The sequence below is a fragment of the Psychrobacter sp. UBA6291 genome, from assembly GCF_002439405.1.
Lineage (GTDB): Bacteria > Pseudomonadota > Gammaproteobacteria > Pseudomonadales > Moraxellaceae > Psychrobacter > Psychrobacter faecalis.
Window position 1 is genome coordinate 1 of the sequence record NZ_DJUD01000080.1, and the last position, 25867, is coordinate 25867.

Consider the following 25867-nt stretch of genomic DNA (forward strand, 5'->3'; position numbering starts at 1 on the left):
ACTACTCAATCATCGCTCTTTGGTTGAAACGGTGTTTGGAGAGCTTAAAAACTTGTGCCAAATCGAACACTCACGCCATCGTAGTGTCACGGGTTTTATTACAAACTTGCTGTCAGGTTTGATTGCTTATTGCTGGTTTCCCTATAAACCCACCATCAAAAACATGCCTCAGCAGAGGCAGGTAGCAACATTGTAAATAGTATGAATGAGTTACAATGTGGCTTATCCCGAACTGGGGTTACTTATTTTGAATGTTCTGAAGGTAATGGATTAACTTTTAGATAAAAAATAGCACCTACCTGAGTAGATGCTATTTTTTATAACGCTACTTATTTAGAGCGTATTGTTATTTTAAAAACAGTGCCATGGCTTTTTTAAATACACCACCATACGGCGGCAATAAAATATTAAGACCATTGAGCTTCGATTGTATGAATACCGGCTTCATATGACTAAGACGCTCAAAACCCGCTTTGCCGTGATAAGCGCCCGTACCTGAGTGCCCAACCCCGCCGAACGGCAAGTCATGCTGCGCCACATGCATAATGACTTCATTGATACACAGACCGCCTGACACCGTATTGTTACGCACCTGATCTATCTCGCTGCTGTTGTCACCAAAGACATAAAGTGCCAACGGGCGTGGACGCTCATTGATAAAATCAATAGCATCATCGAGAGTGTCATAGTGCATCAAGGGCAAAATCGGCGCAAAAATCTCGTTTTGCATCAGCTCACTATCAGGCGCAGGCTCTTTGACAATCACTGGCGGCATCAGGCGGCTGTCGTGATCAGCATCTGCATCCGTCAACTGATGGATATGGTCATCTTCTAGATCATCGAGATAGCCTTTGACGCGTTTAAACTGCTCGCCGTTGATGATGTGCGAGTAATCAGGATTGTCTGCAATATTGGGATAATGCTTTTCCATCCACTCTTTTGCCAGACGGGTAAACTCCTCATGATATTGACGTTGAACCAATACATAATCAGGCGCAATACAGGTTTGACCCGCATTAAGCGTTTTACCCATCATCACGCGATTAACAGCGTTTTCTAAATTAGCACCTTCTAAAACGACAACCGGCGACTTACCACCCAGCTCAAGGGTGACTGGCGTTAAGTTCGGTGCCGCCGCCGCCATGACTTTTTTGCCGACCGCAGTCGAGCCGGTATACAATAAATGGTCAAAAGGCAGTTTACTAAAGGCTTCGGCAATCTCAACTTCGCCAATCACCACAGAAACCATATCCGGTGAAAAATAACGCGAAATAGTCTCAGCAAAGGTTTGAGCAAATTGCGGTGCCGCCTCGCTCATCTTAATCATAATGCGATTGCCCGCTACCAGCGCATCAATCATCGGTCCGACTGCTAAAAATAGCGGGTAATTCCAAGGCACCATAATACCGACCACGCCAAGCGGCTGCGGCTGAATCTCATTATGAGCTGGCATATAAAGCGCTGAAATCGATACCCGCTGCGGCTTCATCCATTTTTTACCATTCTTTTTTGCATGGCTAATACCGGTAAAGCTTGGAAATAGCTCAGCAAACTGTGTTTCGGACTCACTGCGATAGCCAAAATCGGCACTAATCGCTTTGGCAAGTAGCGCTTGGTTGTCGCTTAGCATCACCTCTAAATTATCGAGTTGATTTTCACGCGTGGTCCAATCATTGATAGGCTGCGTGCGGCTCAGCTTTTGTAAGCGCGCAAATTGCGCTTGCATATCAGCGACCGTTTTAATGATACTAAGAGACTCATCTGCATTATGAGCATGATTTGGTTTTTGAGTTTGATTGGTTGGCGTAGGCTCATTTTGAGAGGGTGTATTTTGATTACTATCAGTCATTTGTCTTCCTTGTTATGAGCGTTAGAGTCAGTACGCTATTATCGATTTAGGACTCTGAATCTATGGTCGTTAAAATAAGCAGTCTCTAAAGTACGAAAAGCGCCTGAGATTCCATTCAATGCTGCTAAACAGTATTTTATTCAATGCCGTTTAATGTAGCGCATTGTCCAATCAATGAACAGCACCTTTGATTGACTACTGGGTTTGTATGAAATACGTGTCAGGCAAGGGTTATATTGCCGCAATTTAACCGTATTTTTAACGCAGCTCGGACAATTAATTCATACATTAAACAGCAAAATTTAGATTTGGGCACAAAAGCTAAAACTGCTACACTAAATATCAATAAGAAGCCCCTTTTTTAATAACAAAACCATAAGACAATCACTCTCATGCAAAATACCGCGCAACCACTCAATGATATGCTGGTCAGCAAATCACTCTCAGCTGCTGATTACGTCCCTACCCTTGATGCTATGCTATCGCGTACGTTAGCACGTATCGCGCTCAAAAAAGAGCAAGGTCTACGCACGCCTGACGAGCTTTGGATTGTCGATCACAATGATGTCTATACGCTTGGACAAGCCGGTAAAGAAGAGCATATCTTGCAACGTACCAATACGCCGATTATCAAGACCGACCGCGGAGGTCAGGTGACATGGCACGGGCATGGACAGTTGGTTATCTATTGGTTGTTTGATCTGGACAGTCTGGGCTGGAGTGTGCGCAACATGGTATCGCACGCCGAGCAAGCGATTGAAGATGTGGTCAATGACTGCCTAAAAAGCCACGCGTCTAATAGCAGTCTTATCAGCGCCCATGCCCGCCGCGATGCGCCCGGGGTTTATTTATATAGCCATCTGAATACTGCCAGCAATGACAAGGCTCAACCAGTCACTGAGCTTCCGATTGATGACGCCATTATGCTGGGTAAAATCGCTTCACTTGGCTTTAAAATCAAGCATGGTTTTAGTTATCATGGGGTCGCGATTAATTTAGATTGTGATTTATCGGCCTTTAATGCCATTAACCCTTGCGGCTATGCGGGCATGCAAATGTTACGACTGGCTGACTTTGCCGCCATGGATAAGCAAGCGCAGGATAAACAACTGGCAGCGCAGGCAGCAGAGCAATCTATGCCAGCAATGACCAACTGTTTAAGCTATGAACAAGTGACGCAAAAACTTATCTCTAATATTGCCAAGCGTCATGCTGGACATATCCAATTACGTGCCCTCGCTCCTAAATAGTTTTTAATTACTGTTTTTGCATAATCCTTTTTTGCATAATATCGTGCACGCTTAGACTTAAGCATTGTGAGAAAATTTGAGTCAAACTTGTTATAATCGCAGGCGCACAAATTGGGCGCAGCAAAAACCTTAGCGCGCCAACATCTAACCCTTTATCATTGAAGCATTCACAACAAAAGCACCTTGGAGCAATTTATGGCAGATTTTAATAAAATTTTGGACGCAGGCGACGTCGATGGTGGCATCATTAATGTGGTCGTAGAAATCCCAACTGGTAGCAGCCATAAAATTGAGTGGAACCGCGAATTGGGGGTATTTGAGCTTGACCGTGTTGACCCACAGATTTTCGCCAAACCTTGTAACTACGGTTTTATCCCGCAAACCCTTGATGAAGATGGCGATGAGTTAGATGCGCTTATCATCACAGAACAGCCTTTGCCTACTGGCATTTTCTTAAAAGCGAAAGTTATCGGCGTGATGAAATTCGTTGATGATGGCGAAGTCGATGACAAAATCGTCGTCGTACCTGCTGACGACCGTGATACAGGCAATGCTTACAACAGCCTAGAAGACTTACCAAAGCAGCTGATCAACCAATTACAATTCCATTTTAGCCACTATAAAGACCTTAAAAAAGCCGGTACAACGGTGGTCGAATCTTGGGGTGACGTTGCAGAAGCTAAAGAAGTCATCAAAGAGTCTATCCAACGCTGGAAAGACCTATAAATTATCCTAGATAATTTAAACAAGCGTTTATGGCAATTTTTTATTAAAATTCGCTAAGCGCTATGAAAATACCGCAGACATGATAATGGTTGCGGTATTTTTTTGCTTGAATTTTGCGGGGATAAAATGGTTATAATACCCTCACCTACCTAGTATCTCACCCAAATAAGGACTGTCATGTTCGACTCTGATTCAGGCTCAACGCCCGCCAATAAAAAACTGCCAAAAGCTGTGATGATGATGGTCGAAAAAGGCAATTTGGTGCAGGCAATTAAAACCTTGTCCGCTGATGAAAATATCAGTATGGATGCCGCTAAATCTCGCATAGATGCTTACGAGCTTGCGCTAAAGAACAAGCAGCAGCAAACTCTCACGACTATCGCCAATAAACAAGGTATCCCAAGCCAAGCTTTTAGCTTTGATAGAGAACAAGTGCAAGAAGAGCCTGAGCAATTGATTAGAAGTAAAGTCAAAAGCACGCCCTCTGAGCAAGGCTTCCAAAGTCTACAAGACGGCGTTGACAGCCAGCTTAATGATTTGGGCTATAAAAAACCGCTCATCCCTTATTGGGCAAAGCGGCTATTGGTCATTGCTATCGTTATGGCAGGATTGTTTTGGATAATGTGGCGAATTTTTGGCTAGTCTATTATAAGCGGTTCCATTATAGCAGTCTGTTTTAAGTGGTCTGTTAATAGGTTTTAAGGGTGAAATTGCTGGTTCCGCTAGGGTATACGATATAGAACTAGGCTATAGATAGCTTGGTCTATATTTTTATTTTTTCCAGCTTGCGTGTTGTTATCATATTAACTTAAGTTTGCTTTTCCGTTACTAGTTTACAACTGTACCTTTGTTTTGAGTGCACTATTATACTTTGCATTTTTTGGAATATTGTCGCAATTCATCCTATTAAAGCTTTTTAGTTAACCTGTTTTTGACTTTTATAAGATGAATTTTATTAGGGGTGGAGTATTCGTGAATATAAGTGATCTTTCTGAGTATCAACTTTATAAATTGAAATCAATAGACCCTAGTCTAACTCCTAATTGGCGAGAGGTTATTTATAGCATCCTCCCTGACTTAGATAGCGAGAGCCAAAACAGCCTGTATTTAAAGATATTAAAACCTCGAGGTATTTCTCTTGATGCCAACGGTAGATTGAAACATCGTCGCCCTGCCACTCTACAAGAGACTGTAGGAGATATTCAAAGTACTCATAACGGTTTATTATCTGTAGCAGATGATATGTTCAAAATCATTAATTCACGTTCTCAGTACTATGATGCTGTACAGCTTGCTGATGAAATTGAAGCGATTTTTGGTTATTTAGATAATTTAAATACAAGAGGATTACTCTACGAACAAAAAAATCGTAATAGAATAAAAATAGCTTTCTTATATGATCTAGCATATTGGATAGATACCGTTGAACTCAAAATCTCTCCTGGTCTTCGTAAACTTGACTCCGATATGGTCAAAGCATATTTAAAAGAGGTTTTTATTAAGCAGAAAGTACAAGACCAAGACTTTCGAAAGTGGGATTCATCAGACACAGATTTCCAGAAATTTACTTATATACCTGCTTTCATTAGAGATGAAGGTGAAGGTAGGAATTTTTTTGTCGTAGAAGGTTTGAAATATTGGTTTGTGATTGGAAGTACAGATGAGGTGGGTAAAAATCCCTACTCTTTTCGACGATTCCTTCACGAAGATAGTAGTGGTAATGGAGTTAATGAATATATTTATCTGACCCATATTGTTATCAAAAAATATAATATGAGTGATTTAAAATACCTATCTGATTGCTCACTATGGATGAGTCGATTTTATACCCTTGACCTAGGAGCACCTGATACGCTTCTAGACTTTATCAATGAAATTCGTAGCCTAGAAAAGAGTTATTTAAAACCCTTACTAAAAGAACGGTTAGAGCAAGTGGGGGGCACTACAGAAGTCATTATAAAAGAGCGTATGATCACTTATGAAAAACAAGCTTCTGTGTTAATACTTCAGAAACTACCTAGAATTCAAAATATCCTTAATAGTAGAGAGGATCAAGACTACCTCATTTACCATTTAGATAAATTAATTCAAGAAATGATAGAAAGTATGCATGATTTCAGATTACAGCCTTTAGTCATGCATTCTCCTAGTAGCGATATTCTACTAGCTAAATTAATGGCTTTAAGAGTTCTACTCAAGAAATCGCATGACTTTATTTTTTCTCAAGAGTTAAGTATCGAAGAGCGTTCAGAAGCTATGGGAGACCCACTTCACAAACTCCAACAAGAACTACAGGATGCCAAAGAGTTTATAAAAGAAGCTGAACAGCTAGAAAGTGAGCTTGATAATTACTATGAAATTAAAGAGAAAGGAAGCTTTTGGAAAAAAGTTGCGTTAGGGAGAAAACCTAGATATACACTAGAGGAAATCAATAAAGAAAAGCTGAATCTTAAGAAAGAGGTTTTTATATCAATCGTCCGCATGGCCAAGAATCAAAAAAGAGGCATGGTATATATTGAATTTGAATGTGATGAAATTATAAACAAAGAGTACAGACATTATGCCCTAGCAGATGGAGAACTAGGCGTCACTCGTCTGCCGAGAGTACTTCGTCTACCTGAAGACAAGCGTAAATTCGATATTGACTATATAGCGCAAACAGTAAACCAAAATATTTTCGAAGCTAATCAACTATGGTAAACAATAGTATGTAAGAGCCTCTAGTAGCCTTTTCTGAGACCATCTCATAGTGTAACTGCTTATTCTCCTGTTAGTGGATTATAAGCAGTTACACAGAGTTTGGGAAAGTCTCTTCTGTACACCATGAAGTACATTGTGACTATTCCAGTGTTTTAAGACGTTGATACCATTAGCCTGAAGCCAAAGATTCGAGTCCTCACTAGGGAACCATTGTTGCTCCCATAACGGGCGTTATGGTAAATAAACCTCGCCGCCTACCAATTCATATAAATTACGAATAACTTCAAGACATTAAAAAAGAGATACCGTAGCATCTCTTTTTTTAAATTCATCAGACATGTTATCTTAGTGATGCTCACCCGGTAAAATTCTAGCAAAGGCACGCTGAGCAAGGTTTGGTTTTTTATTGCTAGTCAATCCAGCACGGGTGCTTGGGAAAATACGGTAACCCATCGATTGAATACCAACGTTAATGGCTGGTGCTAATGAATAAGTCGCCGACGCAAATTTGCCCATGTTACTGGCAATACTGTTTGGTTTATGGACAATCGCTTTGGCGACCATCATCGCCGCTTCATCAGGCATCAGCGCAGGCATGTAGCGGTATAACTTAGTAGGCTCAATCATCGGTGTACGAACTAGGGGCATAAATATATTAGTGATTGTAATATTGTCACCTTTGACTTCGGCAGCTAGGCAACGGCTAAAAGCATCAAGTGCTGATTTTGATGCAACATAAGCGGCAAATCGCGGACTGTTCGCCAATACGCCAATCGATGAGATGTTAACGATTTGTCCAGTTTGGCGTTCGATCATGGTCGGCAAAAATCCAAGCACTATTTTAACGGCGCCAAAGTAATTGATATCCATGGTACGCTCAAAATCATGGAAACGATCTATAGACTCGTGCACCGAGCGACGAATTGAGCGACCCGCGTTATTGACCAAGACGTCTACATGACCGAAATCTGCCAAAATTTGCGCGCTAACTTTTTCTATATCATCCATATTGGTCAGATCACAAGGGTAATAAGTAGCCTTACCACCAAACTCCTCGATACTGTCTTTAACAGCCTTTAATTTGTCTTCGGTACGCGCCAACAAGATAACATGCGCGCCGCATTCACTGAGCAGATAGGCTGTACGCTCGCCGATACCGCTGGATGCTCCTGTGATAATCACGTTTTTGTCTTTAACCGCTTTTCTGATTGCTTTTTTTGAAGGGTTAGCCATAAAAAATCCTTTTAAAATTAGACTTTCGTTAATATTTGTCTAAATCATAGCAAAGAAATATAGAATAAAGGGAATAAATCAGCAATAAAAACATTTTAACTCGTCGGATACTTTTATTTACTGAATTGTTGAACAATTTATGCTCGGCAGTTGACTTTCACTACCTATTGATGAGTATGTAAAAAGTCTTCGACCACGCGAAACTGTCCAGCGGTGCTCTCCTCGCCATACATAGCTTGGCGAAAGGCGTTGGAATTGGGAATGCCGGTGGTATACCACGCAATATGCTTGCGAGCAATACGGCAACCTGAGTATTCGCCATAAAACCCATATAGCTCCTGTAAATGCGCTAGGACAATCTCTTTTATCTCGCTGACACTTGGCGCGTCAAGGCGTGCGCCAGTCCGCAAGAAATGTTCGATATCGCGAAATATCCACGGCTGCCCTTGCGCGGCGCGTCCAATCATTACCGCATCACATCCTGTCAGCTCATAGACACGCTGCGCTTTTTGGGCACTATCAATATCGCCATTAGCAATCACAGGAATATTAATGCTTTCTTTGACTTCGCGAATCAGCTCATAACGCGCTTCCCCAGTATACATATCCTCACGCGTTCGACCATGAATGGCAATCGCAGCAATACCCGCCTGCTCTGCTCGCTTGGCCACGCGCAAAATATTTTCGCGGCCATTTTCAAACCCCAAACGCGTTTTTAAAGTCACAGGCGCATCAACGGCTCCTACCGCCGCATCCAGTAAGCGCGCGACCAAATCTTCGTCTTGTAAGAGCGCAGATCCTGCCAACTTACGGCACACTTTTTTGGCAGGACAGCCCATGTTGATATCAATAATCTGCGCGCCATTATCAATCTGATAGCGCGCCGCTTCTGCCAGTTTATCCGGTTCTGCGCCGGCAATTTGTGCCGAAATCGGTGCAATCTCATTATCAAAATTGGCACGATAGAGCGATTTTTTGCGCGCATAAAGCGCGGTATCAGCGATAATCATTTCACTCACCGCGTGACCCGCGCCAAAGGATTTGCACAGTCTACGAAACGGATTGTCGGTCACGCCAGCCATCGGGGCGACCATCAGACGGTTTTCAATCGTCAAGCCACCAATGACCAATGGTTGTAATAAGGGATGATCATTATTAGCTTCTGCTGATGCTTGATCGGACTCTATATTATTTATAAGCATAAAAAACGGCTTGATTCGTAGTGTAAACAAGCCGTTATTCTAAGGGTTCGTGCGCATATTGCAAGTTATTCAACAAATCATTTATTCAGCGCTCGTTAGTGGCAAGACGATTATTTATCAAATACACTGCCCTGCTCCAAGGTAATATCATCATCGTGAGCTTGCATTCGCCACGGTAAGATATCGGGCGAAACATTGATGAAGTGTAAATATTTTTCGAATTGATCAATGATATCGTTAATCACCGATTCTGGTTGATAACCATACAAATCATAAGTTTGACCGCCGCGGCGTAGATACACTTCCGCGCGATAATGATGTTCTTGTGGCAGTTTACTCGCCATCTCTTCCGTATAATAATCTGGCACTTCATGCTCTGATAAACGCACTTCGTACCAAAACTCGACGTTATCGCCGCCCCTGAGCTCAAATACCACGCGGTCATTGACTTCATCAAAATTCACCTCAGGCAACCAACCCGTTTCGGCAAACTTTTCGGCAACCTCATGCATCGACGATAAAACCGTTCCTTTAATATAACCCAAAACTTTATCGCGCGTTGGTTGCTGGGTCATATAGTCAATGCGGTCACGCCAAGCATCTAGTTTCAACAGATGTGGCGGCAGGTGATTGTCACTGGCCAGGCTTTGATTGCGATGACCTTCGATACGCAGCGCTCGCCACATGCCAAACATCGCAATCAAAATAATAATCGTAAAGGGCAAGGCGCTAACAATTGCCGCTGTTTGCAGCGCTTGCAGGCCACCTGCTAAGAGCAGCGCAGAGGCAACAACGCCAAGTATCAATACCCAAAACGTACGCTGCCATGCCGGCGTATCGCTACGACCGCCCGCTGCGAGCGAGTCAATCACCAATGAACCTGAATCGGATGAGGTGATAAAAAAGGTAATGATAAGTACTACAGCAAGTGCTGACACCACTTGGGTAAACGGTAGATTTTCGAGTAGCTTAAATAAAGCAATCGCTTGGTTATTTTGCACTTCAGTAATCAGCGATTCATAGCCTTGAATCATAATCATATTTAGTGCTGTATCACCAAACACCGCAAACCAAAAGAAAGTAAAGATGGTAGGTACTAGCATCACGCCAACGATAAACTCGCGAATGGTACGACCACGACTAATTTTGGCAATAAAAATACCGACGAAAGGCGACCAAGAAATCGTCCACGCAAAAATAAATAGCGTCCAACTGGTAATCCAATCGCCTTGCTGATACGCCTGCAGACTAAAGGTACGCTCGACAATATTACCTAGATAACTACCCGTGTTTTCCATAAAGGCGTTGAGAATAAATATCGTCGGCCCTACCGCAAATACAAACAGCATCAGCGCCGTTGCCAGTATCATGTTTAAGATAGATAAGCGTTTGACTCCTTTATCCATACCTGCAAGCACTGATATCAAGGCCAACCCCGTAATCAAGACAATGGCGATTACTTGCACGGTTGTATTGACTGGAATGCTTGGTAATAGGTAATGGAGTCCCGTATTTATTTGCGACACTGAAATGCCAAGACTGGTGGCCAAACCAAATAAAGTACCTAAAATGGCGAACACATCAACCGCATGACCAATAGGTCCATGTATTTTTTCACCGATGATGGGATACAGCGTCGAGCGCATGGATAGTGGCAAACCGTGACGAAAAGCAAAATACGCTAGCGTCAAGGCCACGACGCCATTAATTGCCCAAATATGGAAACCCCAATGGAAGTAAGCAATCTGCATGGCTTCTTTTGCCGCAGCTATAGTTTGTGGCTCTGATAGCGGCGGCGAGGCAAAATGCGTCACTGGCTCCGCTACCCCATAAAATAGCAAAGCAATCCCGTACCCTGCCGAAAACAACATCGCAAACCATTCAATAAAATTGTACTGTGCCTCACCATGGTCAGGCCCTAGTTTGATACTGCCATAAGGCGAAAATGCGAGCACTACCACAAACATCAAAAACAGCGCGGTTGCTAGCATATAAAACCAGCCGAATGTCTCGGTGGTAAACTCTAGTACTTGGACAAACAAACCACTCGCCAGCTGTGGGTTGACCGATGTCCCCACTACCAGCAATAACATGACAATGGCCGTCGGTATAAATACTGGCATCAAAATAGTAGAGCGAGGTTTACTCATAAAAAATTCTCAAAAAATCTTAAATTTGGGTATGCGTCTAATATTGTTATATAACGCCCAGTTATTCAAATAAATTTTAAATCACTGAGCCAATAGTTACATTACCTAATAATGATAAAAAATATTGCTTTATTCATTAACATTGCTTTTTTATTAATATTGCTTTGTCTATTAATATTGAAAAACATCGCTATTTAACGAAAAAAGACAGCTGCTTAGCTGCCTTTTTTATCACACGAATACACATTTACTTATCAAACACACTGCCTTGCTCCAGCGTGATGTCATCATCATGTTGCTGCATACGCCATGGCAAGATATTTGGCGAAACATTGACAAAGTGTAGATACTTTTCAAATTGATCGATAATATCATTAATCACCGATTCAGACTGATAGCCATATAAATCATAGGTCTGACCACCGCGGCGCAGATAGACTTCGGCACGGTGATGATGCTCTTGTGGTAATTCATTGGCCATGTCTTCGGTATAATAATCAGGCACCTCGTGCTCTGACAAGCGCACTTCGTACCAGAATTCCACATTATCCCCGCGTCTTAGTTCTAGTACGGCGCGATTATTAATCTCATCATAATTGACCTCAGGTAACCAGCCGGTTTCGGCAAATTTCTCTGCCACCTCTTGCATCGACGATAGCACTGTACCTTTAATATAACCCAGCACTTTATCGCGCGTTGGCTGATTGGTCATATAATCAATACGGTCACGCCAAGCGTCTAGTTTCAATAAATGTGGCGGTAAATGATTGTCGTTGGCCAAACTCTCGTTACGATGGCCTTCGATACGCAGCGCTCGCCACATACCAAAGGTCGAGATCAAAATAATCACTGCAAACGGCAAGGCACTGACGATAGCGGCAGTTTGTAATGCACTCAAACCACCTGCGATAAGTAGCACCGCCGCGACAGCACCCTCAGTGACAACCCAAAACGTACGCTGCCACCAAGGCGTATCGCTACGTCCACCCGCCGCGAGCGAGTCAATCACCAATGAGCCTGAATCTGACGAAGTCACAAAAAAGGTGATAATCAATAGCACGGTCAATGACGAGACAATCTGAGTAAATGGTAGTTGCTCTAAAAGCTTAAATAACGCAATGGCTTGGTTGTTTTGTACCTCGCTAATCAGTGCCTCATAACCATCGACCATAATCATGTGTAGCGCAGTATCACCGAATACCGAGAACCAGAAAAAGGTAAACAACGTTGGCACCAGCATTACACCAAGAACAAACTCACGAATGGTACGTCCACGACTAATCTTGGCGATAAATAGCCCAACAAAAGGCGCCCAAGCAATGGTCCATGCAAAAATAAACAGCGTCCAGCTACCGATCCAATCGCTCGATTGATAGGCTTGTAAACTAAAGGTACGCTCGACAATATTGCCTAGATAGCTGCCCGTGTTTTCCATAAAGGCATTTAGAATAAATACTGAAGGCCCAACAATAAACACAAATAGCATCAAAGCAGTGGCGAGCACCATATTTAAGATAGATAGGCGCTTTACCCCTTTGTCCATACCTGCTAGTACAGAAACGAGTGCCGCCGCCGTCACCAAGGCAATGATAATCACTTGCACCGTGGTACTGACTGGCACCGTATTTGGCAACAGATAATTTAAACCTGCATTAATTTGCGCGACTGACAATCCCAAACTGGTGGCGATACCGAACATAGTACCGACGATCGCAAACACATCGACGGTATGCCCAATGGGGCCATGGATTTTGTCACCGATTAGTGGATAGAGCGTTGAGCGCACGGACAATGGCAGACCATGCCGAAACGAGAAGTACGCTAGTGACAAGCCAACCACACCATAAATCGCCCAAATATGAAAACCCCAGTGGAAATAAGCAATTTGCATCGCCTCTTTTGCCGCCGCAATAGTCTGCGGCGTAGAGAGTGGTGGACTGGCAAAATGTAATACTGGCTCGGCGACACCATAAAACAACAAGGCAATGCCATACCCAGCTGAAAATAGCATGGCAAACCATTCAAGGAACTTATACTCAGCCTCGGCATGGTCAGGGCCCAACTTAATACTGCCATACGGTGAAAATGCTAAGGCGATAATAAACATCAAGAATATGGCAACTGCCAACATATAAAACCAGCCGAACGTATCGGTGGTAAATGCCAATACCTTACTAAACAACTCACCAGCTGCCTCAGGATTAATGGCTGTACCAATCACCAATAACAACATAATGGTGGCGGCGGGCACAAAGACGGGTAACAAAATAGTGGAGCGAGGTAATTTACTCATAAAAAGTGATGTCCTCAAAAAATAACAATCAATAAGAAAGCTAAATACAACAAGAAAAGGTAGCACTGCCTACTTTATGAATTTGTACGAATAAAGGCAGTAGATGGTTCGGCTCTTATCAAACCGCTTATAAAGCAAATATAATTTTTATCACACTCTCTGCAAAAACCCTAGGCAAGTGCCGAACTCGTAACACTATTTTAACGTTTGTTACATGACTATTACTCAGCAATAAAAAAGGCAACTTGTTAGCTGCCTTTTTTTTAATGGTTGTATTATTAATAGTTAATTTAAGATATTAAGCATCAATAGCCTCGGCTAACTGCTTGGCCATTTCCGCAAGCTCACCTTGATCTGCTTGCGTGACCGCATGGCGGCCTAGCTCGTGGATGCTAGATGGAATCAGATGGACATGATAATGAAAGACGGTTTGCCCTGCTTGCGCGCCATTTAACTGCATTTGAATAATACCCTCACGCTCGAATACTTGGCGCTGCGCTTGTATGACTTTTTTGGACGTCATTAACACCGCTGCGGCGTATTCTGGCTCAAGATCGGCCAAATCAACGGCTTTTTGCTTAGGAATCACCAGTACATGACCCTTTGCTTGCGGCATGATATCCATAAAGGCCAGGGTTTTGTCATCCTCGAACACTTTATGATAAGGAATATCACCGTTTAACATTTTGGCAAAGATATTATTATCATCATATTTGGTTTGATTATCTTGACTCATTTTTATTCCTTAATTGGTGGTCATTAATTATTTATCATTACGTGGTTATCAGTACTAAAGGGTAAATAGCTTAGCAAATATAGTGGACGAAATTTGGATTGAGTACAAGTGGCTGATACATTCACTAGCCACTTTCAATTTTACTGAGTTTTGCTACCAACAATTCTATAAGTGATACGATTAATTTATTGGCGAGCCGTGCGCTTTAAATGTTATATTAATCCTCTATTTTAATCACCTCAGGTTTATGGATTTGACTGCCTTGCCAACCCAATTACCCCAATCATCAAACACTACTGACGCTCATAGCGACCACGCTTATGACACTATGAGAAATCATACTGCGGTTAATGAAACGCTTGAAGATAGCGCACCGTCAACCTTGTCAAGCATTGAGCCAAACGCCATTATTTTAGCTGAAGCATTGACTGATAAAACGATCAGTTGGCGCATCCATAATTGTAAAATCAGCAAAAAAATCATGACGCAGGGTATGCCACTGCCCTTTTTGTATCATTACGACAGTTTAGATGACAGCATTAAACAGACTTATCCATTAACACCTGCTCTACTTGCCCAGTTTAATACCCCCATGACAGCTAACGAGGCGGCGAAACTTATCGGTATTGATAAGGCGCTGATCACCAGCCCTTGGCATGTCAAAGTGATTGGCTCATTGGTGGTGTTTAGCGAAGCGCTGCAATTGGCCGTACGCCTGCATTGGACCAATACTGGTAAAGACACCCAGCAAATTTATACTAAAGACGAAGCCGATGCGCTTACTGCTGCTTTTAAAGAGTGGCAGTTTTTTGGTCGTATTGATGTGCTTTATAAAAATACTAAGCAAACACTTATCAGTATTGATGAGCAAGCCGAAAACGATAAACAGCTACTGACTATTGCTGCCAGTCCTGACTATCAATTCTTGCCAGCGCCTCACGCCTTAGTCGTCATCGCCAAACTTGAAACCGATAAAGCCGATTTGCCTTGGTTTGAGAGCGCTATTTTAGAGCGCCTCGTTTAAATATTGACCCTCAAGTCTTTATGATTATTGGTTAATGATTTTCAGTTATCCATATCTAATGGTATGGTAACGCCTTAGTATTATTCACTAGTACTCACATGGCATAAAAAGCACACTATCCGTATGACAGCGGATGCTGCAGACGTTTATAAATCTCGCTTATTTGTAAGGAATATCACATGGATTATCGCTCGAAAACTTCTACTGGCGGTCGTAATATGGCAGGTGCTCGTGCCCTATGGCGTGCGACGGGTATGACGGATGGCGACTTTGGCAAACCAATTATCGCCATTGCCAACTCCTTTACCCAGTTTGTCCCCGGTCACGTGCATCTAAAAGACTTGGGGCAACTGGTGGCGCGTGAGATTGAAAAAGCGGGCGGCGTGGCAAAAGAGTTTAATACCATTGCGGTCGATGACGGTATTGCCATGGGTCATAGTGGCATGTTGTATTCATTACCAAGCCGTGATTTGATTGCGGACTCGGTTGAGTATATGGTCAACGCCCACTGCGCCGACGCCCTAGTCTGTATTTCTAACTGCGATAAAATCACCCCTGGTATGCTGATGGCAGCCATGCGCCTCAATATCCCTGTTGTTTTCGTCTCTGGCGGCCCGATGGAAGCGGGCAAGGTCATCGCTAGTACTGTCGCTCATAGCCATAATAATGATGGCGGTAGCGACGTCCATACCACTGACAGTAAAGGCAATGCCATTCGTAAGCTTGATTTGGTCGATGCCATGATGGACGCCGCCGACGATAATATCAGCGATGAAGATGTCTTAGCGATTGAAAGCTCGGCTTGCCCAACTTGTGGCTCATGCTCTGGAATGTTTACCGCCAACTCAATGAACTGCTTGACCGAAGCATTAGGCTTATCATTGCCGGGTAATGGCTCGCTATTGGCCACGCATTCGTTACGCCGCGAGTTGTTTTTAGAAGCGGGTCGCACGATTGTATCATTGGCCAAGCGCCGTTATGAGCAAGATGATGATTCGGTATTACCGCGCTCTATCGCTACCAAAGCCGCTTTTGAAAATGCGATGAGCTTAGATATTGCGATGGGTGGCTCGACCAATACTATCTTGCATCTACTTGCCGCCGCCAATGAAGCGGAAGTTGATTTTAAAATGCATGATATTGACCGTCTAAGTCGTAGTGTCCCTTGTCTATCGAAAGTCGCTCCCGCCTCACAAAAATATCATATGGAAGATGTCCACCGTGCTGGTGGTGTGATGGCGTTACTTGCCGAGCTTGACCGTGCCAGTTTACTGACTACCGATATCCCAACCATTCATAGCGCAAGCATGAGAGATGCTATCGATAAATGGGATATCATGAATCCTGATAATACTGAGGCACGTGCGCGCTATATTGCCGCTCCTGGTGGCGTCCGTACCACGCAGGCCTTCTCGCAATCAAAAGAGTGGCCAAACCTTGACGTCAATCGTGAGTCGGGCTGTATTCGTAGTGCTCAGCATGCCTATTCAACCGATGGCGGCTTAGCAGTACTATACGGCAATATTGCTGAGCGCGGCTGCGTGGTTAAAACCGCAGGCGTCGATGAAAGCATCTTAGTCTTCACAGGGCGCGCGCGTATCTTTGAATCACAAGACGCTGCCGTAGCCGCCGTGCTTGATGACCAAATTGTCGCCGGCGATGTGGTCATCATTCGCTATGAAGGGCCAAAAGGTGGGCCTGGTATGCAAGAAATGCTGTATCCAACGACTTACCTAAAGTCTAAAGGCTTGGGCAAAGAGTGTGCGCTGTTAACTGACGGTCGTTTCTCTGGTGGTACTTCAGGCTTATCCATTGGTCATGCCAGCCCAGAAGCAGCTGAATGCGGCGCGATTGGTTTAGTACAAGAAGGTGATACCATTCACATTGATATCCCGAACCGTACCATCAATATGCAAGTCAGCGATGCCGAGCTTGCTGCGCGCCGCGAAGAGATGGAAGCGCGTGGACGTAACGCATGGAAGCCTGTAAGCCGTGAGCGTCACGTCTCGCCTGCGCTGCGTGCTTATGCAGCTATGACTACCAGTGCCGATACCGGTGCCGTCCGTGATGTGAGCCAAGTTGAGCGTTAAATAAACCTGTAAACGCAATGATTTATCACTAACCTTATAGAATTACCCAAAGCCTGCACCATGCAGGCTTTTTTTTCACCAAAAAACAACGCTACCGCCGTTCTGATAACGTTTTTTTGCGGTATTAAAAGGGTTTTACCGTCATTATTAATAGCAATTAAACCTCTTGTAACTTTATCTTTTTAAAACCAAAAAATAGCGTGCACCAAACTTATGATTGAAAACTATAATTTATTCTTATTGGTCTGCGGTATTGCCTTTTTATTCGGGGCACTGTTTCCTATTCTTTTTAAACGTACGCCCATCTCGCTGCCCATGCTGCAAGTAAGCTTTGGTTTACTCATGGGCTATTGGTGGACCAGTTTATCTTTTTTAAATCCGATGGATAACGGTTTAATTATCGAAAAACTGACCGAAATCGTGGTATTGGTTTCGCTGGTTGGTGCAGGTATCAAGATAGATACTGAGCTGTCGTGGCACTTATGGCGCCCGACTGTGCGCTTACTACTTATCACCATGCCGATTGGTATTTTTGTAATGGCAGCATTGGGCTATTATGCTTTTGGTTTGACATTAGGCGCGGCCATCTTGCTCGGTGCCGTACTGGCTCCGACCGACCCTGTGCTCGCCTCTAGCATCCAAGTCGGACCGCCCAATACTGGCGGCGAGGATACACCGCGCTTTACCTTGACCTCAGAGGCAGGGTTAAATGATGGCTTAGCGTTCCCGTTTGTCTATCTGGCGATTAAGGTCGCGGAAGCTTATAGCGGCGGGCAGCAGTTCACAGGTGAAATGCTGTGGCAATGGTTTACGACTGATGTGCTGTGGAAAATTGGCGCAGGTTTGGTGGTCGGGATTGTGGTTGGTAAATTACTAGCAAAATTGGTCTTTTCAAAATACAGCCACAATACCACCATCTCTCAAGGCTATGTCGTCATAGCTCTCACCTTGCTGGCCTATGGTTTGGCAGAATATGTGCACAGCTATGGGTTTATTGCAGTATTTGTCGCCGCCTTTGCTTTTCGGCGCTCGGAGCGTGAACACAGTTATCACCAAAAGCTGCACGATTTTGCTGAGCAGTCAGAAGGCTTACTGATGTCCTTAGTTCTTGTGGTTTTTGGCATGTTTTTAGGTCAAGGACTGCAAGCTGGCGTTGAGCTGACATGGCGCGTCTATATCGTCAGCTTTACCTTTTTATTATTGATTCGACCGATTGGCGGATTGATTGCTCTATCAGGATTAAAGCTGCCCTATACTGAAAAGTATGCCATTTCTGCGCTCGGTATACGCGGTATTGGCACCTTATATTATCTGTCTTACGCCCTCAATCAAGGCTTCTTTGATGAAGTAGACGCTGTTAAACTTTGGATAGTCTGCTCAATTGTCATTTTGGCGTCTATCTTTATCCATGGTTTGATTTCCCCAAGGTTGCTTAAGCTCACGCCTAATAAGCCCCGCCATGGATAGCCATAGATAATTTCGGAGCCTACCTCAATACTTTTGCTAGTTATAGTGTTACTACTTATTCTTTAAACATCTATACTTCTGTTTTTTATACTGGCAACAAGAATATTGAGGTAAGTTCAAGAGTCACGTCTACTAGATTCCAGCGTCAATCAAATCTAATACCGCTTCCGTCAGCGCAAACTGGCGGACATCATTGAGCATTGTTACATCAAAATTATGGATAAAGGTAAACGACAATTGCCGCGCAGGATCACACCACGCAACCGAACCGTTATAACCCATGTGCCCAAAACCTTGCGCGCTCATATTAGAAGCTTCACTTTGACAAATGCTAAACCTGCGATGATAGCCCAAGCGCCAGTTCATTTTCGCCGGCATTACCGCGTCCATGCCAGTGGTTTGCGGGGTTGAAAGCTGCTTAAATGTTGCGTCGTCAATTAATGTCTGCCCCTGCCATGTACCGCCATTGGCTAGCATGGCATAAATAGTTGCTAATGCTTGCGCTGATGCCACGCCGTTGGCAGCGGGAATGATGGCTTGTAGCGTCCGTTTATCGTAATAATCGATAGGTTGTTTATTAGCCAACACAAGAGCCGATTTATAGTTTTTTAGATTAAGCTGGCTGTTATTGAAGTATAAACGGTTAATTTTTGCTGTATCCAAATTAGGCAGCTCATCTGCCATTGCGCTTTCATTTTCGCTTGCTTGATTGGTTAGCGCTCTTTTTTGCCAACAAGTATAGCTTGGTAGGCTTGAATAAATACGCAAAGTATTTTCAGAATCCGCTCTTAACACGGGTTTGCTGCGGCGAGGTCGCGCTTGCGACAGCTCCTGATTGCTTATTTGCTGGGCTGCGTATTCGTCTGTTTGGAAATATTTAACCAAATGAGCCACTTCATCTACTTTATCGTCTGGCACCCCAAAATAACAGCTGTCTGCAATTCCTAGCGGCTCAGTCAAATAGTGACGCAATGCGTTAGCTAATGACATATGGGTAACGGCTTCTATCACGCCGCCCAGTACCCAGCCATAAACCAAGGCGCTATAAGCGCTCTCATATAAGGCGCTGTCTTCAGGCGCCGTTACTGGCATAGCAGCAACCTTTTCTAGCATGAGCTGCCAATCGAGCACTGTGTCGTTATCGACATCGATACTTTGAATCGAGAATAAATTGCCCTGATGCGACATGACGCTACGCAAAGTAATCTGCCCTTTTCCTTGCGCGGCAAAAGCAGGCCAATAATCCGCAATCGCTCGGTCATAATCAAGCATATGCTCGGAGACCAACACATGCACCAATGTCGCCAACACCCCTTTCCCTGTTGAAAAATTCAGCGATAGGGTATCGGGGCTCCATGATAAATCTGCGCGCGCTAGCCCGACACTGGCTTGAGCAATACATTGCCCCGCTTGATAAACAACTAAAGCCCCGCCCGCTGGTGCGTCATCAAGCTGTAAATCTGTTAGCAATTGTTGTAATTTTTGTTGAATAATAGGATTAGTAGACGTATTGACATTTTGATTATTAGCTTTCTCATTATTATTTTTCATTCTTCACTCGCTTTATTTATAAAAACATTTTTTATAGTCAAAAAATTCATTAGCTAATTAATCACGAAATTTGCTCATAAAAAAGGCAACCTATTGGTCGCCTTTTTGTTGTATATCGCTCATATGTAGCGTGTACAGTTTGCCATACATGGTTAGTATGCCATGAGTCTAGCGTGGAACCAATAAACGATTATGAACCTCTTCTTCTAGCTTCGTCAAACCATGACTGCGCCCGCGCTCCATTGCCGTATCCATTTTGCGTCCACGTAACCAGCCCGCACGCAATGCTACCGCTGCACCAGCGCGATTACCAGAACCACAGTGCAAGACGGTTTTTTTGCCATGGTACTGACGCAAGATGTTATCAAACGCCAATATATTTAACTGTTTTAAATCGTTAGCCCCGCTGATAGGCAGCTGCTCGTAATACATACCAGCGCGCTCTACCGCCGCGCGCTCATCGAAATTTAGCTCATCATCTGGCTGCAAGTTAAGCACCAACTCAACGCCAGCCGCCGCTAAAGTAGCGACCTTTTCGTCGTCGAGGGCGCCGCACACGATGGTGTTGTCATCAGGGCGAAAATACGGCTCAAACATATTTTCCAAATCGATACCGTTATCTTTAGCAGTAGCTTCATCTATGGTAGCTGAGTTATCGGGCGCAGCTACGCTTGTTGCATTGTCATGTAAAGTCATAATGAATAATTGGTTAATAAAATATAAAGGTTAAAAATATGGCGCAATCTATTGATTTTCGCTTTGCAGTTTAATCACACCAGCAAGATGCGGCTTGTCATTTTTAGCGCTAAACAAGCCAAATTCGCAAGTATCGGTTGGGCTCTTTAACTGCGCTATCGGCTCAGCGATCAGCTCTACTTCAGCTGGCAAAAAGATAGGCAGCTTAAATGATACATTGACCGTGCAAGCATCTGGTAGCTCATCCACCAGCGCTAGACATTTAGCTTTTGACCACATGCCGTGGGCGATGGCTTTTGGAAAACCAAATGCGCGTGCCGATAATGGATGGAGATGGATGAGGTTAAAATCCCCTGAAACAAACGCATAACGACGGCCGATATCTTCTGGTACTTCAAAGATACTGTGCACGCCTTCTTCATTCACCAAAGGCTTAACGGTCACTGGACGCGGCGTGCTTTTTTTATCTTTGCTACCTGATTTTTTTCCACGTGACAAATAAGTAGAAGTGCCTTCCCAAATTACCTCGTCGTCTGACTTAACGGTGGTGACAAAATCAAACTGCTGGCCTTGCGCATGGTCGCGTAGATTATCAAACTTCACCGCCATCGCTACCGTTTCACGCTCACCGATAGGACGATACTGCGTCACGCTATTATCCACATGCACCAAACCTAGCATAGCAAAGGGAAATGGCTCTTTGACCATCATATTCATTTGTAACGTCTGTGATAAAACAGAAAAATAGGTAATCGGTATTTTGCCATTGTCGGCGAAACCACAAATCTTACGATAATCGTCAAGATTATTTTGGTCGATGTGTAAATTGTCTACATAATAGGTCGCTTGTGGTAACTGATCGCGGCTTACCTTGTCGTTATTACCGATAGGTAATAGACTCTTGACGATATTGGCGTAGGTGGTATGCGCTTTTGGCAACGCATCATAATGTTTGTCTGACATAATAAATCCTAAATGGGGTTGAGCTAACTGAGGCTGGAGCAAATTATCTGGCTACTTGTAAACAGTGAAGCATTCGTTTGTCGGCTTATTTGTTTACTGGTTGGTTTACTGGTTCATTTACTGGCACATGCTTTTATTCATACCTGTTTTTATCATAAAAAAGCCACCCTCGGGCAGCTTTATTACAATTTATCAGCAATTTTTCGTAAGCATATGTGAGGTCAATTTAACAATCTTGTCCATTTTACCTACTTAATACAGGCTTGCTCGATATCTTTTAGTCATTTATCGAGCAGTATTCTGCCTCTATTTTACTGGCTATGCATCCAACAAGCTATGCACCCAACAAGCTTTGACCACAAACACGTACGATATTGCCATTTAGACCACCAGAAGCTGGCGACGCAAGCCATGCAATGGTTTCAGCCACATCGATTGGTAAACCGCCTTGGCTCATTGAGTTCATACGGCGACCGGCTTCACGAATGGCAAACGGAATGGCTTCTGTCATTTGCGTTTCGATAAACCCTGGCGCTACAGCGTTGATAGTCATGCCTTTAGAACCGTCGTCTAATTGCTTAGCAGTCGCATTTACCAAACCGATGACGCCCGCTTTAGAAGTAGCATAGTTACTTTGACCTAGATTACCAGCGATACCTGAGATAGATGAAACGCAGACGATACGTGCATGGTCTTTTAGTACATCATTATCTAGCAAGTAGCGGTTTAGCTTGGCAATACTGCCCAAGTTGATGTTGATAACCATGTCCCACTTTTTCTCATCCATTTTTGCCAGTGTCTTGTCACGGGTCACGCCAGCATTATGAATAACGGCATCTAAACCGCCACGCTTTTGCGCCGCTTCTGCGATTTCTTTGCCCGCATCTTCACTGGTGATATCGACGGTTAATACTGAACCACTGATTTCGCTGGCGACTTTTTGTAAGTCCGCTTGCTGCTGCGGTACATCAAGACAGATAACATGAGCGCCTTCGCGTGCCAACACACGAGCGATGGCTTCACCGATACCGCGACTTGCGCCAGTGACCAGCATAGTTTTACCGCCTAAAGGCTGCGTCCAATCGACATCAACGTTGGCGCCATTGGTCACACGTACCACTTGTCCTGACACATAAGCTGAGCGCGCTGAGGCAAAGAAGCGTAACGTTGAGTCTAGGTTCTTTTCAGCGCCTTCTGCCACGTAGATAAGCTGGGCGGTGATACCGCGCTTAAACTCTTTACCAACAGATTTCACAAAACCTTCAAGCGAGCGCTGTGCCAATGCCGCTTCAATATCGCTCAAATCTTCTGGTGGACGACCGATAACGATAACACGACCTGATTTTTCGACGCGGCGCGCTACTGCATGAAAGAACTCATACACTTGTTTGAGCTCATCAGCATTACTGATATTGCTGGCATCAAACAATAAAACTTTAAACTTGTCATCGCCGCCGGTATTGGCTTTGGCTTTCACGCCTGCATCAGCCAGTGCGTCTTTTACCGCATCACGGCTATTAACAAATACATCAGCATGCAAATCTGACAAAATACGGGCAACTGATTCGCTGATGGCAGTATTGTCGCCATCAGCACGGCCAACCAATACACTACCACGTACTGACGGCTGTCCACTATCAAAACGATCCAACTCGACTGGCATCGGCAAGCCTAGATTTTTTGCCACTTTTCGGCCAATAGAAGACTGCACAAAATCACCATAACGGTCTGACATAATATAATCCTATAATTGATGAAAAAAATTATTAATATGAGTAAACAGGTTAAAAACTGCTGTAACTATACACTTCCATGCAAAACAAGTCCAAAAGCTGCGCCTGTCTATCATAATCTGTAGACAAGCCAGTATACAAGATAGCAACTTTTTCTCGCCTTAAAAACACCCCACTTATGTTAAAATATAACGTATAAGTTATGGCAAATGCATTTATAGATAACAATATATTATCAAAAGCGCCGTTATGCAATGTTATTCGTCAATACTAACCAGTATAATCAGTAGCGTTTGATAATTAGCATTGAAGGCATGAGCTTAAAATTAGCGTCACATCGTTTGCTAAAGAGATACAGTAAGCGCGTAAAAAGCGCCTTATGCTAACCTTCTCTGCCGTGTACTATGTTTTTCTCTTTTATTTTTATTTTGTTTTTCCCTTTTATCTTCTACCCATATTTTTTAAGGATAATATTATGAGTACTAAAAACAATCACCCTGATAGCCCTGTTGTTGAAACGACCGTCGTAAAAGCCGGTGATAGCCAAAATACCGAAACAGCGACTGACGCAGCAACTGAAGACGCCAAGCAGCCAAACGTTTTTGACACAATGGCAAACTCAAAAACCGCTGAGCCAAAAAAAGCGGACGATAAAAAGTCTGATACAAAAGCAGCGGATACGAAAACAGACAGCTCTAATAAAGATAATTCTAAGAAAGACGAGTCTAAAAAAGATGAGTCTAAAAAGGAGAGCACCGCTGAAAAAAGCTCAAAAGACAGCAAAACTACTAACGCTACTAAAGATGATAGTGCGACTAAAGATGCCAATAAAAAGACTGACACAGCTAGTAAAAAAACAACCGCTACAACCGCTAAAGAATCGAGTAAAGCTGGCCTGAGCTCGGGTCAACATCGCGTCGCTATCCTAGGCGGCAACCGTATTCCGTTTGCGCGCTCAAACGGTGCTTACTCTGATGACAGCAATACTGACATGCTAACCGCCGCGTTAGATGGCTTGGTCGAGCGTTTTAACTTACAAGATGAAAAAGTCGGTGAAGTCGTTGCTGGTGCGGTGATGAAATTGAGCCGTGATATCAACTTGACGCGTGAAGCGACACTAAGCACCGCCTTAAACCCACATACGCCAACGTATGATATCTCACAAGCTTGCGGTACTGGCTTACAAGCAACCTTTGCTTCTGCCAATAAAATCGCCCTTGGTATTATTGATTCGGCGATTACTGGCGGTGTGGATACCACCTCTGACGCCCCTATCGCTGTTGGTGATGGCTTACGTAAAGTGCTAATCAAATTGGGCGCGGCTAAAGACAACAAACAACGTCTAAAAGCGCTAATGGGTTTAAATCCTAAAGATTTGATCGACTCACCACAAAATGGCGAGCCGCGTACGGGTTTATCCATGGGTGACCATCAAGCGATTACCACCCTTGAGTGGAACATCAGCCGTGAAGATCAGGATGAGCTTGCCTTTAACAGCCATAAAAATCTAGCACGCGCGTATGACGAAGGTTTTTTTGACGACCTAATCACGCCATACAAAGGTTTGACGCGCGATAACAACTTGCGCCCAGATACGACGTTAGACAAGCTTGCTAAACTCAAACCCGTGTTTGGTAAAAAGAACGCCAACCCAACCATGACAGCCGCTAACTCGACGCCGCTAACCGATGGCGCCTCTTGTGTGCTATTGGCCAATGACGAATGGGCAAAAGAGCGTGGTCTTAAACCACTAGCATACATCGTTCATCAAGAAACAGCTGCTGTTGATTTTATCGGTAAATCTGGCGATAAAGAAGGTTTACTCATGGCGCCAGCTTATGCGGTACCGCGTATGCTTGAGCGCGCTGGTTTAACGCTGCAAGATTTTGACTTCTATGAAATCCATGAAGCGTTTGCCTCACAAGTGTTATCAACGCTAGCAGCTTGGGAGGATGAGAAGTTCTGTCAAGAGCGTTTGGGTCTTGATGCGCCACTAGGCTCTATCGATCGTAGCAAGCTAAACGTCAATGGCTCATCACTTGCCGCAGGTCATCCATTTGCCGCAACCGGTGGTCGTATCCTAGCCACTGCTGCCAAATTGTTAGACCAAAAAGGTTCAGGTCGCGCGCTTATCTCAATCTGCGCCGCTGGCGGTCAAGGCGTAACCTGTATTCTAGAGAAATAATTTATTAGTTAAGTTAATT

The 25867-nt window shown here is 43.8% G+C and carries 19 protein-coding genes; 9 read left to right on the top strand and 10 right to left on the bottom strand.

The window, feature by feature from the left end:
- Positions 1-196, top strand: a 196-nt coding sequence (locus B3R91_RS13200) for a transposase (protein ID WP_286798112.1), incomplete at its 5' end; no start/stop codon positions are given.
- 150 nt (positions 197-346) lie between these two features.
- Here B3R91_RS13200 and B3R91_RS13205 read toward each other — a convergent pair.
- Positions 347-1849 carry a coniferyl aldehyde dehydrogenase gene (locus tag B3R91_RS13205; RefSeq protein WP_193030609.1) on the bottom strand — a complete coding sequence of 501 codons (1503 nt, stop codon included), beginning with the start codon at positions 1847-1849 and terminating at the stop codon, positions 347-349.
- A gap of 392 nt (positions 1850-2241) precedes the next feature.
- Between B3R91_RS13205 and B3R91_RS13210 the strand changes: the two genes are divergently transcribed.
- The 4 genes from B3R91_RS13210 to B3R91_RS13225 all read left to right on the top strand — a co-directional run bounded on the left by B3R91_RS13210 (position 2242) and on the right by B3R91_RS13225 (position 6525).
- Positions 2242-3099 (top strand): lipoyl protein ligase domain-containing protein, encoded by an 858-nt coding sequence (locus tag B3R91_RS13210; protein WP_286798114.1) that lies wholly within the window; start codon positions 2242-2244, stop codon positions 3097-3099.
- Between the two features lie 195 nt (positions 3100-3294).
- Positions 3295-3825: an inorganic diphosphatase gene (locus B3R91_RS13215; protein WP_286798116.1), complete on the top strand. Its 531-nt coding sequence runs from the start codon at positions 3295-3297 to the stop codon at positions 3823-3825.
- A gap of 177 nt (positions 3826-4002) precedes the next feature.
- Positions 4003-4467 carry a hypothetical protein gene (locus B3R91_RS13220; RefSeq protein WP_286798118.1) on the top strand — a complete coding sequence of 155 codons (465 nt, stop codon included), beginning with the start codon at positions 4003-4005 and terminating at the stop codon, positions 4465-4467.
- 330 nt (positions 4468-4797) lie between these two features.
- On the top strand, positions 4798-6525 hold the full coding sequence (locus B3R91_RS13225) for a hypothetical protein (protein WP_198333423.1): 1728 nt from the start codon (positions 4798-4800) through the stop codon (positions 6523-6525).
- 345 nt (positions 6526-6870) lie between these two features.
- On the opposite strand, the gene B3R91_RS13230 is transcribed toward B3R91_RS13225, so the two are convergent.
- From B3R91_RS13230 to B3R91_RS13250, 5 genes are all read right to left on the bottom strand, one after another.
- Complete coding sequence (locus B3R91_RS13230; protein WP_286798121.1) at positions 6871-7758, bottom strand: SDR family NAD(P)-dependent oxidoreductase; 888 nt, start codon at positions 7756-7758, stop codon at positions 6871-6873.
- 164 nt (positions 7759-7922) lie between these two features.
- Positions 7923-8960, bottom strand: a complete 1038-nt coding sequence (dusB, locus tag B3R91_RS13235; protein WP_191691848.1) for a tRNA dihydrouridine synthase DusB — start codon at positions 8958-8960, stop codon at positions 7923-7925.
- 110 nt (positions 8961-9070) lie between these two features.
- Complete coding sequence (locus B3R91_RS13240) at positions 9071-11110, bottom strand: BCCT family transporter (protein ID WP_286798124.1); 2040 nt, start codon at positions 11108-11110, stop codon at positions 9071-9073.
- Between the two features lie 247 nt (positions 11111-11357).
- On the bottom strand, positions 11358-13403 hold the full coding sequence (locus tag B3R91_RS13245) for a BCCT family transporter (protein ID WP_286798126.1): 2046 nt from the start codon (positions 13401-13403) through the stop codon (positions 11358-11360).
- Between the two features lie 298 nt (positions 13404-13701).
- Positions 13702-14139, bottom strand: coding sequence for an HIT family protein (locus B3R91_RS13250; RefSeq protein ID WP_144297606.1), 438 nt, complete (start codon positions 14137-14139; stop codon positions 13702-13704).
- 247 nt (positions 14140-14386) lie between these two features.
- On the opposite strand from B3R91_RS13250, the gene B3R91_RS13255 reads away from it, so the two are divergent.
- The 3 genes from B3R91_RS13255 (at position 14387) to B3R91_RS13265 (ending at position 18720) form a co-directional block, all read left to right on the top strand.
- Positions 14387-15163: a hypothetical protein gene (locus B3R91_RS13255; RefSeq protein WP_286798129.1), complete on the top strand. Its 777-nt coding sequence runs from the start codon at positions 14387-14389 to the stop codon at positions 15161-15163.
- A 179-nt stretch (positions 15164-15342) separates the two neighbouring features.
- Positions 15343-17253 carry a dihydroxy-acid dehydratase gene (gene ilvD / locus B3R91_RS13260; protein ID WP_286798131.1) on the top strand — a complete coding sequence of 637 codons (1911 nt, stop codon included), beginning with the start codon at positions 15343-15345 and terminating at the stop codon, positions 17251-17253.
- Between the two features lie 213 nt (positions 17254-17466).
- Positions 17467-18720 (top strand): cation:proton antiporter, encoded by a 1254-nt coding sequence (locus B3R91_RS13265; RefSeq protein ID WP_144297603.1) that lies wholly within the window; start codon positions 17467-17469, stop codon positions 18718-18720.
- A 132-nt stretch (positions 18721-18852) separates the two neighbouring features.
- Here the strand turns inward: B3R91_RS13265 and B3R91_RS13270 are convergent, their stop codons facing one another.
- The 4 genes from B3R91_RS13270 to B3R91_RS13285 form a co-directional block, all read right to left on the bottom strand.
- Positions 18853-20271, bottom strand: coding sequence for a serine hydrolase domain-containing protein (locus tag B3R91_RS13270; RefSeq protein WP_286798134.1), 1419 nt, complete (start codon positions 20269-20271; stop codon positions 18853-18855).
- 168 nt (positions 20272-20439) lie between these two features.
- Complete coding sequence (locus B3R91_RS13275; protein ID WP_286798136.1) at positions 20440-20967, bottom strand: beta-lactamase hydrolase domain-containing protein; 528 nt, start codon at positions 20965-20967, stop codon at positions 20440-20442.
- Positions 20968-21015: 48 nt separating this feature from the next.
- Positions 21016-21930, bottom strand: coding sequence for a MaoC family dehydratase (locus B3R91_RS13280; protein WP_286798138.1), 915 nt, complete (start codon positions 21928-21930; stop codon positions 21016-21018).
- Between the two features lie 334 nt (positions 21931-22264).
- Positions 22265-23665: a 3-oxoacyl-ACP reductase gene (locus B3R91_RS13285; protein WP_286798139.1), complete on the bottom strand. Its 1401-nt coding sequence runs from the start codon at positions 23663-23665 to the stop codon at positions 22265-22267.
- A 473-nt stretch (positions 23666-24138) separates the two neighbouring features.
- On the opposite strand from B3R91_RS13285, the gene B3R91_RS13290 reads away from it, so the two are divergent.
- Complete coding sequence (locus tag B3R91_RS13290) at positions 24139-25848, top strand: acetyl-CoA C-acetyltransferase (protein ID WP_349681549.1); 1710 nt, start codon at positions 24139-24141, stop codon at positions 25846-25848.
- Positions 25849-25867 lie beyond the last annotated feature (19 nt).